Below are 16,772 nucleotides of genomic sequence, written 5' to 3' on the forward strand. Positions count from 1 at the left end.
GGCTGGCGCGGAGTCTCGACGATACAACAAGTCCGCATCCGGGGGACGACGGCTCGCTCAGCGCCCGCGCAGATACAGCAGGCGGGCGATAAAGGCGATACCCAGGATGATCCAGCCAATGGGATAGGGCAGTACGCCGGAGAAGAAGGCGGTCAGGCTGGCGACGAGCAACGCGCCAATGACGAGCAGCGGGATGTCCATTCCCTTGAGAACCGCGATGCGGACCCAGGTTCCGCGCGGACACCGGGTGACCGCCCGCAGGGTGGCGCGGCGTGCGGCCGGCGTGGTCGCTTGGTGGCGGGTCTCACGTGTCGGGGCCGTGGTGCCAGTGGTCGAGGATCTCCAGGATCGCGTCGATGGCCGGGGGCTCGTCCGTCAGCGGGCCGGGTACCAGCAGCCCACGATGCGAGGCCTCGAGGATCAGCGGGTCCGGATGCCCGTCCAGGTGCAGGGATTCGACCGGCACCACGCCGTCGCCCAGTTCGTCGTCGGTCTGCTCCCACCATTCGCTGATGCGCCCGGCCACCGCCTCGAGGTCGATCTGTTCGTTCAGCGCGGCGAGACTCTCGCGCATGGCGGGCGTGGGTTCGGGCAGTTTTCCGCCGATGATGCGGACCGGTATGTCGTCCGGCCAGGGGCGTGCGTTGAGTTCGGCCAGGAAGTGGCTGCCCGGGCGCAGGTCGATCTTGGCCGCGCCGGTGCCGTCGCGCAGGCCGGCAAACAGCGAGAAGCGCTGCTGCTGGATGTCGGCCAGCCACTCGCGTACCTCCAGCCAGACCCGCAGCCGGGCCCACTCGGAGCCATGATTGGGGGTGGCCACCAGGATTACGCCGGCGACGGGGCGCCCCCCGACACGTGGGGTCGCATCCTCCGGATGCCGGTAGCGCGTCACGAAATCGCGGATCACCAGACCCCCCATGCTGTGGCCAAGCAGGACCAGCGGGTCGTCGCCTTCGAGCTGCGCCCAGTGTTCCGCCAGCAGGTCCGCACTGTGGTCGATGGCCTGGTCGTTGGGATAGCGGAATTCCCAGCCATTGATTCCGGCGTCGTCCAGCGCGGGCGCCAGGGCGTCCCAGATATCGCCGGGCTCGTCCAGTCCGTGCAGCAGCAGGACGTCCGGCGGGCGCTCGTCATCGAACCGGTCCGAACGCGGCAGGAAGCCCTGCAGATCGTCGGGCAGCTCCATGGTCTCGGGGAACCATTCGTGCAGGCGGTCCTGGACTTCGACGCGCAGCTCGCGCTCCTGTTCCGGGTTCTGCTCGGCCCAGCCGACCCAGATGGCCAGGGCGAGCAGGGGCACGCCCACCAGGAACAGGAAGGCGCCGAGGCGCCGGCGGCGCCGGTTCGAATCGGGACGGCTGGCATTCATGGACGATCACCATCGGACAAGCCGAGCGCTACGGCAAGTAGGGCCCGGCACGGGCGATTGGATGCCCTGTGTATCATGGCGGGAAGTCCCTCATGGAAGTTTCGACATGCGACGCGCGTACTTGCTCCCCTGGCTTCTGGTCCCCCTCTTGCTGACCGCGTGCGCCGGACTGGATGTCCGCGACTTCGGCCTCGATGGGGGTGATGATCGTGCCGAGGAGGCGATCCGCGAGGCCTTGCGGGTGGGCACCGAGCGCACGGTGGAGCGGACCGGCCGCGAGGATGGCTACTGGGGCAACGCGTTGATCCGCATCGGTCTTCCGCCGGAGCTGGAGCAGGCCGGCGATACGCTGCGGCGCGTCGGGTTTGCCAGCCAGGTGGACGATCTGGAGCGGCGGATGAATCGTGCGGCGGAGTCCGCAGCGCAGGAGGCCGTTTCGGTGTTTGTCAGCGCCATCCGCGGGATGCGGCCGGAGGACGTGTATGGGGTGCTGCGCGGGGCCGATGATGCCGCCACGCAGTATCTGCGCGATGCGTCGGAGTCCACCCTGCGCGAGCGCTACATGCCGATTGTGCAGGAGCAGATGGAGCGGGCCGACGTCTATCGGGTGTACCAGCCGCTGCGCGACGCGGCGGGCCGCATTCCGGGCCTGTCGGGGCTGGACGTCGATCTGGATCGCTACGTGACCGATCACGCCCTGGATGGCCTGTTTACCATCCTCGCGGACGAGGAGCGTCGCATCCGCGAGGACCCGGCCGCCCGCACGACCCAGCTCTTGCGCGACTATTTCGGTCAGTAGCGCACTGCGTCCGGACAGCCGCCGTCGATGGGGACTGGAAGCGGGTCCAGTGCGTGGGAGGTTCCGCAACGACCGGTTGGGGGTGACGGGCCTACAGGGTGACTTCGGCTTCGAGGATCAGGAAAACCAGCAGGGCCAGGGTGATAGCCCACAGGATGAGGTAGCCGACCATGCTTTGTGCGGCGGCGGTCTGCTGGGCGCGGCCGCGCGGTCGCACCCCCTGGTAGAGGAAGACGAGCTTGGCCGAGAGATTCACGCAGACCACGTTCACGGCCAGCAGCAATGCCGCCATGTACGCAGCGGAGAATTCGCCGGAGCCGAGCATGATCCCCACCGTGGCGGCGGGCGGGAGCAGTGCCACGGCGACCATCACGCCCACCAGCACGGTGGGCAGGCCGGTCGTCAGCGACAGCACGGCAGCGGCCCCGGAGGCGAGTGCCAGGGCGACCGAGTCGAGCCCGACCTCGGTGCGCATCTGCAGTTCGCGGGCACCGACATCCACGGACATGACCAGGGCGAGGACCATGCCGATCAGGATGGCGCCGCCCAACCCGACCGCGTTGGTACGCAACGCGCGGCCGATCAGGCCGGTGTCAGCCATGGAGGTGCCAAGCGCCAGCGCGAGGTTCGGTCCCAGCAGGGGCGCGATCACCATCGCGCCGATGACTACGGCCACGTTGTTCTCCAGCAGGCCAATCGCCGCGACGATGGTGGACAGCACGGTCAGGAGCATGAACTGGCCGGTCAGGTCCGCACCGCCTGCGACGTTGGTGTAGAGTTCCTCGCGTGACACGGCCCGGCCCTTCCGGCGCGCCTGTTCCTTGTCCGCGTCTTCCTCTTTCGGCTCCTGAAAGGGATCTGGCAGCACGGCCTCCACGGGCAGGACCAGGATGCGGGCCGTTTCGGAGAACCCGAGCACGCGGTAGAGATCGTCGATCAGGTGTTGACGGAATTCGGTGCTGACCAGCATGTGCACCGCCATGCGGTCGCGGTTTTCGTCCACGCCGTGCCAGAGCACATCGACCGCCAGCCCTTCGGCGATGCCGAGCACGGTATCGATGTGCCCGGCGGGCCCTACCACTTCGATGATCTTGCTGCTCATGATCCCTCTCCCTGCGGCTGGCCGCATGGTAGCAAGGCTCCTCGTTAGCTGCCGTTAGGCGTGAGTTGTGGTGGTTCGGGGCTGCCGCGATAATCCGCACTCCGAGGCGCGGCCTCGGCCTGCCAGCGCGATCCCGGGACCCGAATGCTGAAGAAGATCAAGTTGGAACATGTCGTCGAGGGAATGTACATCCGGGAACTTTGTGGCTCGTGGATGGAGCATCCCTTCTGGCGCACGCGCTTCCTGCTGGACGATGCGAAGGATCTCGCGATCCTGCGTGAAAGCCGTATCCGCGAGGTCTGGATCGACACCACCAGGGGGCGGGACGTGGAGGGTGCGGAGACCGCCATGACGCCGGCGGAACGGGATGCCGAGGTGCAGGCGGCGCTGGAGTCGGTCCCGGATGCCGGGCGCGATCGGGAGCCCGCATCCACCCGGGAGGAGCTGGAACGGGCGGCGACCATCTGCCGGAAGTCGCGGCAGGCGATGACCTCGATCTTCGGCGAGGCACGCATGGGGCGCGCAGTGGACACCGAACTGGCGCGCAAGGTGGTCGAGGAGATCACCGACTCCGTGACCCGCAACTCCCGTGCCCTGGTCAGCCTGGCGCGCCTGAAGAACGCCGACGACTACACCTACATGCATTCGGTGGCGGTGTGCGCGCTGATGGTGGCGCTGGGCCGCGAACTGGGACTGGAGGACGCCGCGGTGCTGGCGGCCGGGGAGGCGGGGCTGATGCACGACATCGGCAAGGCCGCGATGCCGCTGGATGTGCTCAACAAGCCGGGCAAGCTGACCGCCGAGGAGTTTGCCGTAATGAAGCGCCATCCGGAGGAAGGGCGCCGCATCCTGCAGGCCGCCGAAGAAGAGCTCCACCCGATCACCCTGGATGTCTGTCTGCATCACCACGAGAAGATGGATGGTTCGGGATATCCCGAGGGGCTGACAGGGGATCAGATTACCCTGTACGCGAAGATGGGCGCGGTCTGCGATGTCTATGACGCGATTACGTCGAATCGCCCTTACAAGGCGGGCTGGGACCCGGGCGACTCCATCCGCAGGATGGCCGAATGGGCGAACGGCCATTTCGATCCGACCGTCTTCCAGGCGTTCGTGAAGAGCCTGGGGATTTACCCCGTGGGGTCCCTGGTGCGCCTGGAATCCGGACGCCTTGCTGTAGTCGTCGACCAGTCCGCCGGTTCGCTGCTCAAGCCGGTCGTGAAGATCTTTTACTCAACCAGCTCGGGGTGCCGGATTCCCCCGAAGGTCGTGGACCTCTCGGCGACGCACGTTCAGGAGGCTATTGCCGGGCGCGAGGACCCCACGGCATGGCCGTTCCCGGACCTGGATGAGCTGTGGTCCGGTCTGCCCGCCGGCAACGGATAAAGGAGACGCTTCGCCGCCGCCGGTGGCGGGTCGTCAGAACAGGCCGCAGGCGGGTCCTGTGCGCGCCGAGCGGACGCTGCGAATGTCCGGGTGGGCGCGCAGGTCGTCCATCATTTCGCTATACAGGCCATCCGGGACATCCCGTGCGAAGGTGATGTCGACTCTGCCGCTGCGGCGCATGTTGTAGGCCGTGAAGGCGTCTGCATCGTAGTCGAACAGGATGTGGGATAGCGCGTCTTCGGAAGCGCGCGCCTCGGGGGTAGTCGCGTGAGAGGTGGTGGCGCAGCCGGTCAGGGCCAGCGTTAGCGAGAGAGCGAGGATCAGTACGGAGAGCGAGAATCGAGTGTTCATGGCAGGACCTCCATGCCGTAAGCGATTAACTTGGCGGTTCCCGGGCTGTGCGGCTTTCCTGCGTTATCGGACCGGAAGTGGCAATTAAGGGCCATTTTTTGATCCTTGTGCCCTGCCATTGCTGTTTTTTATGTCAAAACCAGAAGGAAAGCAAGGGTTACATGGAGCCGCGTCTCCCTACCCGAACAGGCGAAGGACGAGCTGGGGTGCTAGGTTGGCCTGGGCAAGAATGGCGACGCCGGCCTGCTGGAGGATTTGGGCACGGATCAGGGCGGCGACCTCGGCGGCGTAGTCGGCATCGAGGATGCGGCTGCGCGCCGCCTGGAGGTTTTCGCTGCCGATGCCGAGATTGTCGATGATGGATTCCAGGCGGTTTTGCACCGCACCCAGGCGGCTGCGGCGGGCGCTGATCTGGTCCAGTGCATTGTCCAGGCGGGCGAGGGCGTCGCTGGCGCCCTGCGCGGTGTCGAGGTTGAGCGTGGCGAGACTTCCGTCCACGGCGCGGGTGGCCGGCATGCCCAGCACATCGAGACCGGCGTTGCCGCTGATGGTGATGGTCTTGCGTGCGGTGATGTCCAGGCGGCCGTCGAGGGTGGCGGAGGCGCGGCTTGGGCCTCCGAGCTCGCGATTGATGGCGATGGCCAGTGCCGCGGCCGAGTCGTAGTCGCCGTCGGGCACACCGATCTCTGGCCCGTCGCCGATGCGGATCTGGAAGTCGCCGGAGACCGTGAACGGGCCGTTGGCAAACAATGCCGCCAGGTCACCGGAACGACTGATCGCGACCGCACCGAGCTGACGCGTGCGCATGCCGTCGCCGAGATCCACCGCCAGGGTCTGCCCGGCGTTGGCGCCGACCTGGAAGAAGGCGGTGGCGGCGCTGCCATCTAGCAGGGTGCGGCCGTTGAAGGTGGTCTGGGTGACCACCCGGTCGGTCTCCGCCAGCAATTGCTGGGCCTCGCGGTTGACGGCCTGACGGTCAGATGCGGAGAGGGTGCCGTTGGCGGCCTGCAGGGCCAGTTCGCGTATCCGTTGCAGGTTGCCGCTCATGGAGCCGAGCGCGCCCTCGGCGGTGCGGGTCAACGCGATGCCATCCTGCGCGTTGCGCATGGCCTGGTTGAGGCCGCGAACCTGGGTGGTGAAGCGTTCGCTGATGGCCAGTCCGGCGGCATCGTCGCGCGCCGAGTTGATGCGGCGCCCGGAGGCCAGGCGTTGCAGGGCAACCTGCAACGCACCCTGAGAAAGGCGCAGGTTGCGCTGGGCGTTCAGCGACAGGAGATTCGTGTTGATCACCTGAGACATTATTGTCGGGTCTCGCGGCCCGTCACCGGACCGACCTGTACCCGGTGCCATGCCGACGGGATCATGCAGCCGGAATTCACCAGCTACAGGGCGTTAACGGCTGTCTTGAGCCGAACTTTAGGGTTGGGTCGCCCGATCCCGCTCCATGATGGCCCGGGCCCGTCGGGTGTGCCGTTACGGTCGGGTGGCGTCGGGTTCCGACCTGTTCGGTGTGCCCCATAGCGCGTGCAGGCGTTCCTCCCGGCCACAATTGGCCACGTAGTCGGCGTAGCGTTCCGGGTGGCTGCGGTAGTAGTTCTGGTGTTCGTCCTCGGCGCGATAGAAGGGTGCAGCGTCCCGTATGCGCGTCACCACCGGTTGGTCGAAGCGGCCCGAGCGGTTCAGCTCGGCCCTTGAGGCTTCGGCGATGGCGCGCTGGGCGGCATCCTGCGGAAAGATGGCGGTTCGATAGTGGGGCCCGCGATCACAGAACTGCCCGTGCGGATCCAGCGGGTCAATGCTGCGCCAGAAGGTCTCCAGGATCTCGCTGAAGTCGATGCGCTCGGGGTCGAAGAGGATACGCACGGCCTCGACGTGGCCGGTGCGCCCGGTGACCACCTGCCAGTACCCGGGATCGAGGGTATGGCCTCCGGTGTAGCCGAGCTCGGTTTCAAGCACGCCTTCCAGCGCATCGAAGGGTGCCTGCATGGACCAGAAACAACCGCCGGCCAGCACCGCCTGTTTGGGCTCGTCGGCCTGCGTCAGGGCCGGCGCCGAGAACAGGAGCAGGGCGGCAAGCCAGAGTGTGCGAGCGAAGGACATGATGCCTCACGAATGCATGCGAGCCGATCGTCAGACCTCGGCCCGCGCTTAAGGTGCCCGGCCCGGCAGATGCGGACGTTGGGGTCAGTCCCTACTGGTCATCGCGAGGGATGGAGGATATGGACTCGACCACGAAGTTGGCGCCGCTACAGAACATCCGGTGGTGCTGGCCGATGACTTCCTCGCGGGAGTGGCCTACTGTCTTGAGGAAGAGCTTGTTGGTCGCGAGGATCTGGCCGCGCGGGGTGAACTCGATGTAGGCGACGGCCTCCCGAATCGCGTCGAGCACGGCCGTGTCGGCGGTTCCCGTAGCAGGATGGGCAGTCGGCGAAGCGGCGGGGCTGGAGAGCATGGCGAGCTCCGTGAGACAGGTTACGGTAGGGGCCGTTGAGAACAATGTACATGAGCTGTACAAGATCAGTACAGAGGTTTCCTGTTAGGAGCGATGCAATGGGTAATTGGGCAAAAATCGGGGTGCCAGCCGCCGCCTTCTGGCTGGGATTCTCGGTCCTGTTGGCCGGGTGTGGGGGGACCTTCCCGCAGCCCGGTCCGGATCCGGAATTCGACGACGGACTGAGCGCGGAGGCCCTGTTTCAGCGAACGCTTGCGGCCCACGGCGGGGACCTGCGCAAATACCCGGGCGATCTGAACCAGGCGACCGATGGCGAGTGGGGGCGCATGATCCAGCGCCTCCAGCCGCTGGTGGCCGACGGCAAATACCGCGGCCAGGGCGAAGAGCGTTATCGCCCCGCCGATGATGTGTATGCGGTCCACTACACCGGTCCCGAGGGCACGAAGAGCGTCTTTCGCCACGGTGACGAATTCCGCTTGTATTACGATGGCGAGCGCAGTTCGGACCGCGACCGGATTCGCGCCAGCGCGATGACCACGGACGCCGGCGAGCTGTTCCACTACGGTCCGAGCTTCGTCAAACACCGGGCGACCGCCATGGAGCGGCTGGCGGACCAGCGCGAGGGCGGTGTGAACTACCGCCGGGTACTGGCCACCATCGAGCCGGGGTTCGGCGAGGCGGACGAAGACCGGGTGGTGATGTGGATCCACCCCGAAACCGACCTGCTTTATCGCGTGCATGTCACCCTGAACGGCTTTGGCCCAACCCAGGGTGCCCACGTGGATACGACCTTCCTGGAGTATGCGGAGATCGAGGGGTACACCCTGCCCACGCGCTTCGAAGAACGGGTGCGCGGGCCATTGCGGCTATTCGTGCACGAGTGGTGGGTGACCGGTCGGGACAGCGGGCGCGGCTGGGCGACCGCGGATGTCCGTGGGCCCGGTTTCTCGGGGGCGGCGGCGGCCGCCGCGGCTGACGCTGCCGCCCCGTAAGGGCTGTTCGGGTATGCCATCATCGGCCCGCCATGAACGAAGTGAGCCGACCCAAGGCCCGAACCACGGCCGACTTGCCGATCCCGAATGACCCCGAGGCCCCGGCCCCGGATGCGCCGGCGGACGCAGATTGCTCGTGGGGTAGCTGTGCGGCCGAGCCCTACTGGCTGGAGGTTGCGGAAGCGCTCGAATCCGTCCCCGATGGGATGCCGGGCAAGCCACCTTCCTGAAGGCGCCGGACCACGGCCAGTGCCGTGCCGCGGCTGTAGTCGTGGATCTTCCAGTGATCCGGCATCCAGCCGACCAGGAAGCGGTAGAAGTCGGCCTGGGCAATGGGAAACAGCGCACGCCACTCGTGCTCGATGGCGTCGGCTTCCGCGCCCTTGCCATGTTCGTTCAGGGCCTCGCGCAGCGCTTGGAAGTAGTCTTCCAGCAGTCCGGCCTCCCAGGTCTCCTGTTCGTGTTCGTCGAGGCCGCTTCCGAGGAGATAGGCCACATCGCGCATGCCGCAACCGCCTCCGACGTACTGGAAATCCACGGCTGCGACGGCATCGCCCTGCGGCGCAAAGCAGAAGTTGGCGACCTTGGCATCGCCATGGACGAAGCTGCGGTAGCGGGCGCCGGTCAGGGCGGCGTCGAGGGCCGCTGCCGTCTCGCGAATCGCCGGGTCCTCGATGGCGGCCCATTCGTTCGGGCGCGTGGCCAGATGCCAGTAACTGCCCTCGGGCCAGAGGCCTGCGGGCTCCCGCCCCATGAAGCGCGCGTGGAAGCGGGCGAGCCAGCGCAGACACTGCCGGGCCTCGGTCCGGGTCAGATGTTCCTTGCGCAGCGGGAAGCCGGCGGCGTCGAGGTCCTCCAGCACGATGAGGTGCTCGTCCCCGACGGTGGCGGTGTCCAGGCAGCGGGGTACGCGGCTGCTGGCGTCGCACTGGCCGGACCCGTCGCGATACCAGGCCATCTCGACCTGATAGGAACCCACCTTGCGCTGATGCGAGCGGTCGTTGTTCCAGCCGCGAGGATGGTCCAGATTGCCGGGAAAGACGACGTGCTTGAGGATCACCGTGGGCACGTCGGCGCCTTCGAGGCGGTAGCGGACGATCTCGCCATAACCGCTCCAGAGGATCTGGATCACGTGGTCACGCACCGCCTTGCGGGCACCGGTGGTCTGCTGGACGAAGCGGGTGGGGGCGTCCGTCATCCGCGCGGGGGCAGGGCGCGGCAGCTCCAGAACACGCCCAGCATCTCGAGCATGGCGGCGTCGTCGCGGGTCCAGAAAACGATGTCGTCGGTGGGATTGGCGTAGCGCCCGCCATAGGCCGTCTCGGTGGCTTGTAGTCGCGCGCGGGCCCCGTTGAAGGCCAGCACGACCTGCTCGCCCTCAAAGGTGGCGGTGAGCTCGGGGCCGTAGGCGCAGATGTAGGCCACCTCGCGTGGGGCGTCATCGCCACGCGGCAGGGCGCTGCAGCCGGCGATCAGCATGATTCCTGCAAGGATAATGGCTCGGCGCACGCGGTGGTCTCCCGTTGACGATCGATTATCGTAGCGTCCGGGCGGCCGGTACTTCATGCGGCCCTGCATGGCCGAGGGTGTTCCGGCCATGCAGGGCCGTGTGGACCGGGCCGATTCAGGCGCTGTCGTCAGGGTACGCGACAGTCGATGCGGATCGGGCCAGCACCCGTTCGAAGTTGGCCGCGGCCTGCGGGCGGGCAAACAGGAAGCCCTGCAGGGCCTGGCAACCAGCCTCCTGCAGGAAGGCTTGTTGCGCCTCGGTTTCCACGCCCTCGGCGACGGATTCGAGGCCCAGGTTGTCCGCGAGGCTGAGAATGGTGCGCACGATGGCCGCCGCGCTCGACTCGGTCTCCAGGTCCGCGATGAAGCAGCGGTCGATTTTCAGCACATCCAGCGGAAAGCGGCGCAGATAGGCCAGTGAGGAGTACCCGGTACCGAAATCGTCCAGGGCGACCCGGACCCCGCGCTCGCGGAATTGGCCCAGGGTACGGATGACCTGATCGGTATCGGCCATCAGCATGCTCTCGGTGACCTCCAGCTCCAGCGCGTCTGCACTCAGGTGGGTGTTTTCCAATACCCGAACGATGCTGTGCGCTATCTGACGATCGCGAAACTGGGGGGCGGCCAGATTGACGGACACGCGGACCGGTGGCAGCCCAGCCTGATGCCATTCCCGACACTGACGGCAGGCTTCGGTCAGAATCCAATGGCCCAGTTCCACGATTAGCCCGGTCTCCTCGAGGATCGGGATAAAGGCGCCCGGCGAATGTACCGTGCCGGCTCCATCTTCCCAGCGCAGCAGGGCCTCGACGCCGACGATACGGCCATTGCCGGCCGCCACCCGCGGCTGGTAGTGGAGGAAGAACCCTTCCTGGTGATCGACCGCACGCCGCAGCTGGCCCTCCAGCGAGACGCGCGTCCGCACGTCGTTGTTGAGCTCGCCGGAACAGAACTCGATGGCATTGCCCTCGGTGCGCTTGGCCTGGTGCATCGCGGATTCGGCGCGGCGCATCAGGTCGGGTACATCCTGGGTGTCGTGTGGATACACGGCGACCCCGACGGAACCCGGGACATAGAGCTCGTGGTCGCCGGCCTTGATGATCTGGCGCAGCGGCTCCAGCAGGCGGGTCACCGCGCCGCCGACCGAGCCGGGGGCCTCCACCGGGAGCAGGGCGCCGAACTCGTCGCCGCCCAGGCGTGCCAGTACGCCACCGACCGGCAGGCGGTTCTCCAGGCGTCGGGCCACGTGTTGCAGGACCTCGTCGCCGGTGGCCTGGCCCATGCCTTCGTTGACGCTCTTGAAGCGATCCAGGCCGATGTGCGCCAGCACCAGCGGACGCCCCAGGCGTTCGGCATCGGCGACGGCCTGGTCGGCGCGTTCGGCAAAGCGGGTGCGGTTGGGCAGGCCGGTCAGGGCGTCGTGGTAGGTGATGAATTGCAGGCGGCGCTCCGCCTCGCGCCGCTCGGTGATGTCATGCACCACGCCGGCCATGCGCTGGGGCCGGCCCTGGGTGTCGAAGTCCACGCTCCCGTGCTGGTAGACGATGCGGATCGAGCCATCGGGGCGGACGATGCGGTGCTCGATGTCGTATTCCGGACCCCCGGGGGTGAGGGCGTCGTCGACCGCGCGCTGCACCCGCTCGCGGTCGTCCGGGTGAACCGCCTGCATGAAGGACTCGTGGGTGGCACCCCATTGGTCGTATTCGAGGCCGAAGATGCGGAAGACCTCGTTGGACCAGCGGATGCCCCCGGCGTCGAAGTCCGAGATCCAGTTGCCCAGGTGGGCGATCTGCTGTGCCTCCTCCAGTTCCGCCTCGCGCCTTTCCAGTGCCTCGCGCGCGGCCTGGCGCTCGGTGATGTCCTGGAACGAGATCACGGCGCCGGTGATCCGGTCACGGGCATCACGCAGGGGGGCGGCATTGATGAGTACCGGAAATCCGTGCCCCGCGCGACTCCAGAAATACTCCTCGCAGGCTTGGAGCGAGTCGCCGCTGCGCAAGACCCGGTAGACCGGGCATTCCGTGGCCGGGAAGGCCTGTCCGTCGGGGCGGCTGTGGTGCGACAGCTCATGTGAACTGCGGCCCAGGGCCTCGGCTTGCGTGGCAAACCCGAGCAGTTCGCAGGCCGCAGGGTTCAGGAAGGTGTAATTGCCGTCGGAATCGATGCCGAATACGCCCTCGGCCAGGCTCCCCAGCAGGTTCTCGCGCAGAAGCTCGCCCTGCTTGCTGTCGGTAACGTCGATCCCGAGGGTCTGGAAGTGGGTGATCTCGCCGCCGTCGTCGAAAAAGGCGTGGCTGGTCCAGCGGACCCATCGATTGGAGCCATCGCCTCGCTGGACGGGATTCTCGATGGCGCGCACAGGGGCTTCGGGGGTGAAGCGAAGCAGGTCGGCGCGGTTCTCCGGTTGCCGGTCTTCGGGCAGGTCATGAATCCAGCGGTGTCCGACCAGCCCGTCGGGCGGTGCTGCGAAGTAGTCGTGGGCCGCCTGGTTGGCGTAGAAGATGGTCGTATCGGGTCGATAGCAGATAATGATGTAGGGGTGGTGTTCCACCAGATCCTGATAGTGGACCTCCAGTCCGGACGGATCGCTCATGCACTCTCCCTGCTTCTCGCGATCCGATGGCTGAGTCTGCCGATCGCCTTGCTAAGAGTCTGGCTGGGGGGGGGTAATGCGCAAACCGTAATTCGGACACAGGATTAACCGGCCGTTTTGCCGCGCACACGTTGGCGGCGCCTGTCAGCGTGGGTCCTCGTGGGAGTCGAGCTGATCCATCGGGTCGTGGTCGTCCTGTTGCTGCCGGACGCGGCGTGCGTGCATCTGGCGGTCGGTGAGCGACGTGTCGGCGTGGACATTGCGCACGACCAGGAAGGTCCACACCGTGGCGAACACCCACAGGAACAGGCCGATCGCCAGTGGGAAGCCTCCGTAGACGGAGACTCCGGCCAGGCCGGTCAGCAGCGCATAGGCGAGGGAAACCAGCGCGGCGGCCCAGACGATGGCGATGGGGGCGGCGCAACTGTGGGCGGCCGCGCCGTAGCGATACGCACCCACCGGGGGCAGGGCTACGCCGAGAATATAGTAGAGCGTGGGTTCCCGCGCGGGGTTATGCAGGCTGGTCATGTCCGTCTCTTCCTCCCGGGTGCCGAACTTCTAGAGTCTGGTCCGAAACCCGCTCGTTTTCCACGTGGCTAAGCGAACCATACGCCAGGATTCGGCTGGGATTACGGATCTGGATGGGTCCTCGCCGACCTGCGCGCGCAGCTGGCGCAGGTCGGCGAGGACCTCGAAGACATGCTCGTCCGGGTCGACGTCGCGGTAGATCTTCGCGAGGCGTCCATCCGGATCGATGATGAAACTGTGGCGTTTGGCGAAGCGTACGACGAGAAAATTGGAGAGGGCTCCGTAGTCGCGCACGGTGACGCCATCCGGGTCGGACAGCAGCGAGAACGGCAGCTCGTACTTCTCGGCGAAGGCCTGGTGGCTGGCCTGGCTGTCCATGCTGACGCCCAGGATCTGCGTATCCTGGGCGATCAGGCGGTGCATGGCGTCGCGGAAGTTGCAGGCCTCGGTGGTGCAGCCAGGGGTTTCATTTTTCGGGTAGAAGTAGAGCACCAGCCAGCCGTCTGCGTAGTCCGCCAGGCGGTGGGTCTCGCCGTGCTGGTCGGGGAGTTCGAAGGCCGGTGCCGGCTGGCCGACACGCAGGTCTCCCGCCTGGGCACTGCCGAGCAGAAGGGCCAATGCAAACAGCAGGATGGTTGAAACACGCATCTTGGAACCCCCAACCGGTCGGCTTCGCGCGCGGGAGGCGCTGATACTCCGTTCAGATCGCTGCGGCGGGTATTGGTTCAGGTCGCGGGCGGCGGGTTGTCGGCTGCGGCGATGGTGACCCGGTCGCGACCGCTGCGCTTGGCCTGGTAGAGCGCGCGGTCCGCGGCCTCGACGAGTTGGGTGTCACTGTCACTGTCGTCGGGGATCATGCTGGCGACCCCGGCGCTGGCGGTCAGGGTGGAGGCAATCCGGGAGCTCGTGTGAGCGATCGCCTCATCGCGGATCTGCTGCAGGCAGCGTTGCGCCAGGGCGTGGGCGGCATCGATGTCGGTGTCCGGCAGGACCAGTACGAATTCCTCGCCGCCCAGGCGCGCCAGCAGGTCCTGCTGGCGGCTGACGGCACCGGCGAGGCAGGCCGCGATGCGTTGCAGGCAGACGTCGCCGGCGGGGTGCCCGTAGCGGTCGTTGTATTCCTTGAAGTGGTCGATGTCGAGCATGATGACGGCGAGCGGGCGCTGATCGCGCCGGGCATGCGCCCACTCGCGTTCCAGCACCAGATCAAATTGGCGCCGGTTGGCGATGGCGGTCAGCGAGTCGCTGTAGGAGAGGGTCTCCAGTTCGCTTTTAATGCGCAGGAGTTCCTCTTCCTGCTGTTTGCGTTCGCTGATGTCGAACATGAAGCCGACCAGGGCCTCGACCTCGTCGTCCTTGCGCACCACGTGGACGACGTCGCGGATCCAGATGTAGTGGCCCTCCCGGGTCAGGGCGCGGTAGTCGGCCTCGTGGTCGACCCCGGACTTCGACTGGGTCACGCAGAAGTTGACGACCGAGTCGCGGTCGTCGGGGTGCATGCGTTCCACCCAGTCGTCGATGCTGACCCAGCTTTCCGGCGTCCAGCCCAGCAACGCCTCGATCTGCGGGCCGATGTAGGTGAAGCGCATGGTCGCCCAGTCGATCTTCCACGGGATGGCGCGGGTGGATTCGAGTAGCGTGCGATAGACAGTGCTGTCCGGCTCCATCTCGGGGCTGTTGGTGGGTGATTCGATGTCCGGTCCCAGTGCCGTTCCCGTGTTCTCCGGCTCGGCGGCCGTGGTCGTGTTCATGGCGAATCAAGTCCTTCTGCAGGGTCTCAGCTGGCGGCGAGGGGCTGGATCAGCCGTTCGATTCCAGGGGAGGGTACCTCGTCACCGAGGTTCGTGGCCGGGCTGGCGGTGCCGAAGATGCGCAGCACCAAGCGTTCGGGGGCGACCCCGGCGTTCTCCAGGTGGCGGCCCGCGGCCATTGCATCGTCCTCTGCGCCCCCCGAGTTGGCGTCGACTGCTTCGATGCCGGGGCCATGCGCGATGACGGTCACCGGGCTGGCACCAAACTCGTCGAGCAGCCGGCCGATCGTGTCCAGTGCGCGGGCCTGGTCCGCACCTCCCGGCAGGGCCACACGGATGCCCGAATCCTGATGATCGATCTCGGTGGACTGTCCCGCCAGTTCCTGGCGCAGACGGGCGCCCAGGACGTCCATGTAGTAACCGAGGCGGCCGGGGTTCAGGGTCTCGTGACCCTGTTCCCTCAGGATGGCGCGTCGTTCACTTTCGGCGCTGGACGATCGGGTAATGTGCAGGCCCAGTGACGGTTCGGTGGGTTCCGTTGAGCTGGTTTCCGAGTCCGTATCCGTATCTGCGGCTGAAGCTGCGTCCGTAACCGTATTTGTTTCGGGTCGGTTATCGGTGCCTTCGGTCGTCGCCGTATCGGTTTCCGGCGCGGCGGGTTCGGAGGCGGGGTGGTCGCTAGTGGGAGCCGGGGCATCCTGCTCCACCGGCAACAGGCCACAGCCCGAGGCCATTGCGGACAGCAACAGGGGGAGCGCCAGGATGTGGCCTGAGCGACGGGTGTTCGAAGATTGGGATATGGTCTCCTCAGTGTTGGCGGCACCAGTCAAGGAAGGCCTCGGCGGACAGGGGGCGGCTGAAGTGGTAGCCCTGTCCGCCTTCCACGCCCTGCGCGCGCAGCCATTCGACCTGGTGGGCCGATTCGATGCCCTCGGCGACGATCTGCAGCCTGAGGGTGCGGGCCATCTCGATGATGTGGGCGATGACATTGCTGGTCACCGCCTCGTGGGCGATGGCATCGGTAAAGGATTTGTCGATCTTTAGCAAAAATCCGCGTAAACCCTCGCCCACTCGGGCGGGGATACAAGCGGGCAGCGCGATAGCGCTGCTGGGTTTACGGTATGGGGTCCGGCGGCATAAGCTGCACACGCATCCATGCATCCATGCATCCATGGCGCGCCATGCGGAAGGCCACCAATATACGCACTTACCCCACGACCGAGCAGGCGGCGTTTCTGAACCGCCAGTTCGGCGCGGTGCGTTTCTGCTACAACACCGGCCTTCGCATCATGTCCCATCGCTACCAGCGCCACGGCCAGTCGTTGAGTGCAAAACACGACATCAAAAAGCTGCTGCCGGTGGCCAAGAAGTCACGCAAGTATGGCTGGCTGAAAGAAGCGGATTCCATGGCTCTCCAGCAGTCGTGCATCAATCTCGACCAAGCCTTCCAGCGCTTTTTCGACCCCAAGCAAAAAGCCGGCTATCCGCGCTTCAAGAGCCAGCGTGGCAAGCAGTCGAGTTACCACTGTGTGGGTATCCAGGCTGACGGGAACTGGATCAGGGTGCCCAAGCTCGGTCCGATCAAGGCCAAGGTGCATCGCAAGGTGGAAGGCAAGCTGAAAAGCATCACCCTGACCCGGACGGTCACCGGGAAGCACTACGCCTCGCTGCTCTTCGAAACCGAACAGGCCGCCCCGGCACCGCTGAAGGATGTCGACGCCGCCGGTGTCGTCGGCCTCGACATGGGGTTGTCGCATCTGGCCATTGACTCCACCGGCCATAAGACCTCCAACCCGCGCTTTCTCACCCAGGCCGCAGCCAATCTGCGGCGTAAACTGAACATCAAGCACCAAGGCATGATCCATTTGAAGGCGGAAGGGCTGTCCGTCTCTGCCCATGGAGGCTCGCGTAAATCCGGCATGTCGCCGGTTGCTGCCTAA

Annotated in this window: 17 protein-coding genes and 2 pseudogenes; 4 read left to right on the forward strand and 15 right to left on the reverse strand. The window is 66.4% G+C overall.

Going from position 1 to position 16,772, the window contains the following annotated elements; genetic code table 11:
• Positions 1-57: 57 nt before the first annotated feature.
• Entirely contained in the window at positions 58-201 is a 144-nt protein-coding gene (locus tag D573_RS14690) for a hypothetical protein (protein ID WP_018175713.1), read from the reverse strand.
• A 103-nt stretch (positions 202-304) separates the two neighbouring features.
• On the reverse strand, positions 305-1,369 hold the full coding sequence (locus D573_RS0108740) for a triacylglycerol lipase (RefSeq protein WP_018938142.1): 1,065 nt from the start codon (positions 1,367-1,369) through the stop codon (positions 305-307).
• A 106-nt stretch (positions 1,370-1,475) separates the two neighbouring features.
• Between D573_RS0108740 and D573_RS0108745 the strand changes: the two genes are divergently transcribed.
• Positions 1,476-2,168 carry a DUF4197 domain-containing protein gene (locus tag D573_RS0108745; protein ID WP_018938141.1) on the forward strand — a complete coding sequence of 231 codons (693 nt, stop codon included), beginning with the start codon at positions 1,476-1,478 and terminating at the stop codon, positions 2,166-2,168.
• A gap of 91 nt (positions 2,169-2,259) precedes the next feature.
• Here D573_RS0108745 and D573_RS0108750 read toward each other — a convergent pair whose 3' ends face one another.
• On the reverse strand, positions 2,260-3,270 hold the full coding sequence (locus D573_RS0108750; RefSeq protein WP_018938140.1) for a TIGR00341 family protein: 1,011 nt from the start codon (positions 3,268-3,270) through the stop codon (positions 2,260-2,262).
• Positions 3,271-3,414: 144 nt separating this feature from the next.
• Between D573_RS0108750 and D573_RS0108755 the strand changes: the two genes are divergently transcribed.
• Positions 3,415-4,656: an HD-GYP domain-containing protein gene (locus tag D573_RS0108755; RefSeq protein ID WP_018938139.1), complete on the forward strand. Its 1,242-nt coding sequence runs from the start codon at positions 3,415-3,417 to the stop codon at positions 4,654-4,656.
• A 33-nt stretch (positions 4,657-4,689) separates the two neighbouring features.
• Here D573_RS0108755 and D573_RS0108760 read toward each other — a convergent pair whose 3' ends face one another.
• The 4 genes and pseudogenes from D573_RS0108760 to D573_RS0108775 all read right to left on the reverse strand — a co-directional run.
• Complete coding sequence (locus tag D573_RS0108760) at positions 4,690-5,007, reverse strand: hypothetical protein (protein ID WP_018938138.1); 318 nt, start codon at positions 5,005-5,007, stop codon at positions 4,690-4,692.
• A gap of 177 nt (positions 5,008-5,184) precedes the next feature.
• Positions 5,185-6,306, reverse strand: a complete 1,122-nt coding sequence (locus D573_RS0108765; protein ID WP_018938137.1) for a flagellin — start codon at positions 6,304-6,306, stop codon at positions 5,185-5,187.
• A gap of 174 nt (positions 6,307-6,480) precedes the next feature.
• Positions 6,481-7,107: a peptide-methionine (S)-S-oxide reductase MsrA gene (msrA, locus tag D573_RS0108770; RefSeq protein WP_018938136.1), complete on the reverse strand. Its 627-nt coding sequence runs from the start codon at positions 7,105-7,107 to the stop codon at positions 6,481-6,483.
• A gap of 145 nt (positions 7,108-7,252) precedes the next feature.
• Positions 7,253-7,459: pseudogene (locus D573_RS0108775) on the reverse strand (PAS domain S-box protein); the annotation flags it as partial.
• Between the two features lie 98 nt (positions 7,460-7,557).
• On the opposite strand from D573_RS0108775, the gene D573_RS0108780 reads away from it, so the two are divergent.
• Positions 7,558-8,451, forward strand: coding sequence for a hypothetical protein (locus D573_RS0108780; RefSeq protein ID WP_018938134.1), 894 nt, complete (start codon positions 7,558-7,560; stop codon positions 8,449-8,451).
• A 160-nt stretch (positions 8,452-8,611) separates the two neighbouring features.
• Here D573_RS0108780 and D573_RS0108785 read toward each other — a convergent pair whose 3' ends face one another.
• From D573_RS0108785 to D573_RS0108820, 8 genes and pseudogenes are all read right to left on the reverse strand, one after another.
• Positions 8,612-9,649 (reverse strand): phosphotransferase, encoded by a 1,038-nt coding sequence (locus D573_RS0108785; protein WP_018938133.1) that lies wholly within the window; start codon positions 9,647-9,649, stop codon positions 8,612-8,614.
• The gene (locus D573_RS0108790; RefSeq protein ID WP_018938132.1) at positions 9,646-9,930 is read right to left on the reverse strand and encodes an MliC family protein; all 285 of its coding nucleotides are present in this window, start codon (positions 9,928-9,930) and stop codon (positions 9,646-9,648) included. The genes D573_RS0108785 and D573_RS0108790 overlap by 4 nt, the downstream gene beginning before the upstream one ends.
• Before the next feature lie 145 nt (positions 9,931-10,075).
• Entirely contained in the window at positions 10,076-12,553 is a 2,478-nt protein-coding gene (locus D573_RS0108795; RefSeq protein ID WP_018938131.1) for an EAL domain-containing protein, read from the reverse strand.
• A gap of 144 nt (positions 12,554-12,697) precedes the next feature.
• Positions 12,698-13,081, reverse strand: coding sequence for a hypothetical protein (locus D573_RS0108800; protein ID WP_018938130.1), 384 nt, complete (start codon positions 13,079-13,081; stop codon positions 12,698-12,700).
• Positions 13,082-13,111: 30 nt separating this feature from the next.
• The gene (locus D573_RS0108805) at positions 13,112-13,729 is read right to left on the reverse strand and encodes a peroxiredoxin (RefSeq protein ID WP_018938129.1); all 618 of its coding nucleotides are present in this window, start codon (positions 13,727-13,729) and stop codon (positions 13,112-13,114) included.
• Positions 13,730-13,806: 77 nt separating this feature from the next.
• Positions 13,807-14,832, reverse strand: a complete 1,026-nt coding sequence (locus D573_RS0108810; protein ID WP_018938128.1) for a sensor domain-containing diguanylate cyclase — start codon at positions 14,830-14,832, stop codon at positions 13,807-13,809.
• 26 nt (positions 14,833-14,858) lie between these two features.
• Positions 14,859-15,632 carry a hypothetical protein gene (locus D573_RS0108815; RefSeq protein ID WP_026287937.1) on the reverse strand — a complete coding sequence of 258 codons (774 nt, stop codon included), beginning with the start codon at positions 15,630-15,632 and terminating at the stop codon, positions 14,859-14,861.
• Positions 15,633-15,639: 7 nt separating this feature from the next.
• Positions 15,640-15,876, reverse strand: a pseudogene (locus D573_RS0108820) (EAL domain-containing protein); the annotation flags it as partial.
• 137 nt (positions 15,877-16,013) lie between these two features.
• On the opposite strand from D573_RS0108820, the gene D573_RS0108825 reads away from it, so the two are divergent.
• Positions 16,014-16,772: an RNA-guided endonuclease TnpB family protein gene (locus D573_RS0108825; protein ID WP_018938125.1), complete on the forward strand. Its 759-nt coding sequence runs from the start codon at positions 16,014-16,016 to the stop codon at positions 16,770-16,772.

Origin of the sequence: Thioalkalivibrio sp. AKL9 (genome assembly GCF_000377825.1) — a bacterium.
Lineage (GTDB): Bacteria > Pseudomonadota > Gammaproteobacteria > Ectothiorhodospirales > Ectothiorhodospiraceae > Thioalkalivibrio > Thioalkalivibrio versutus.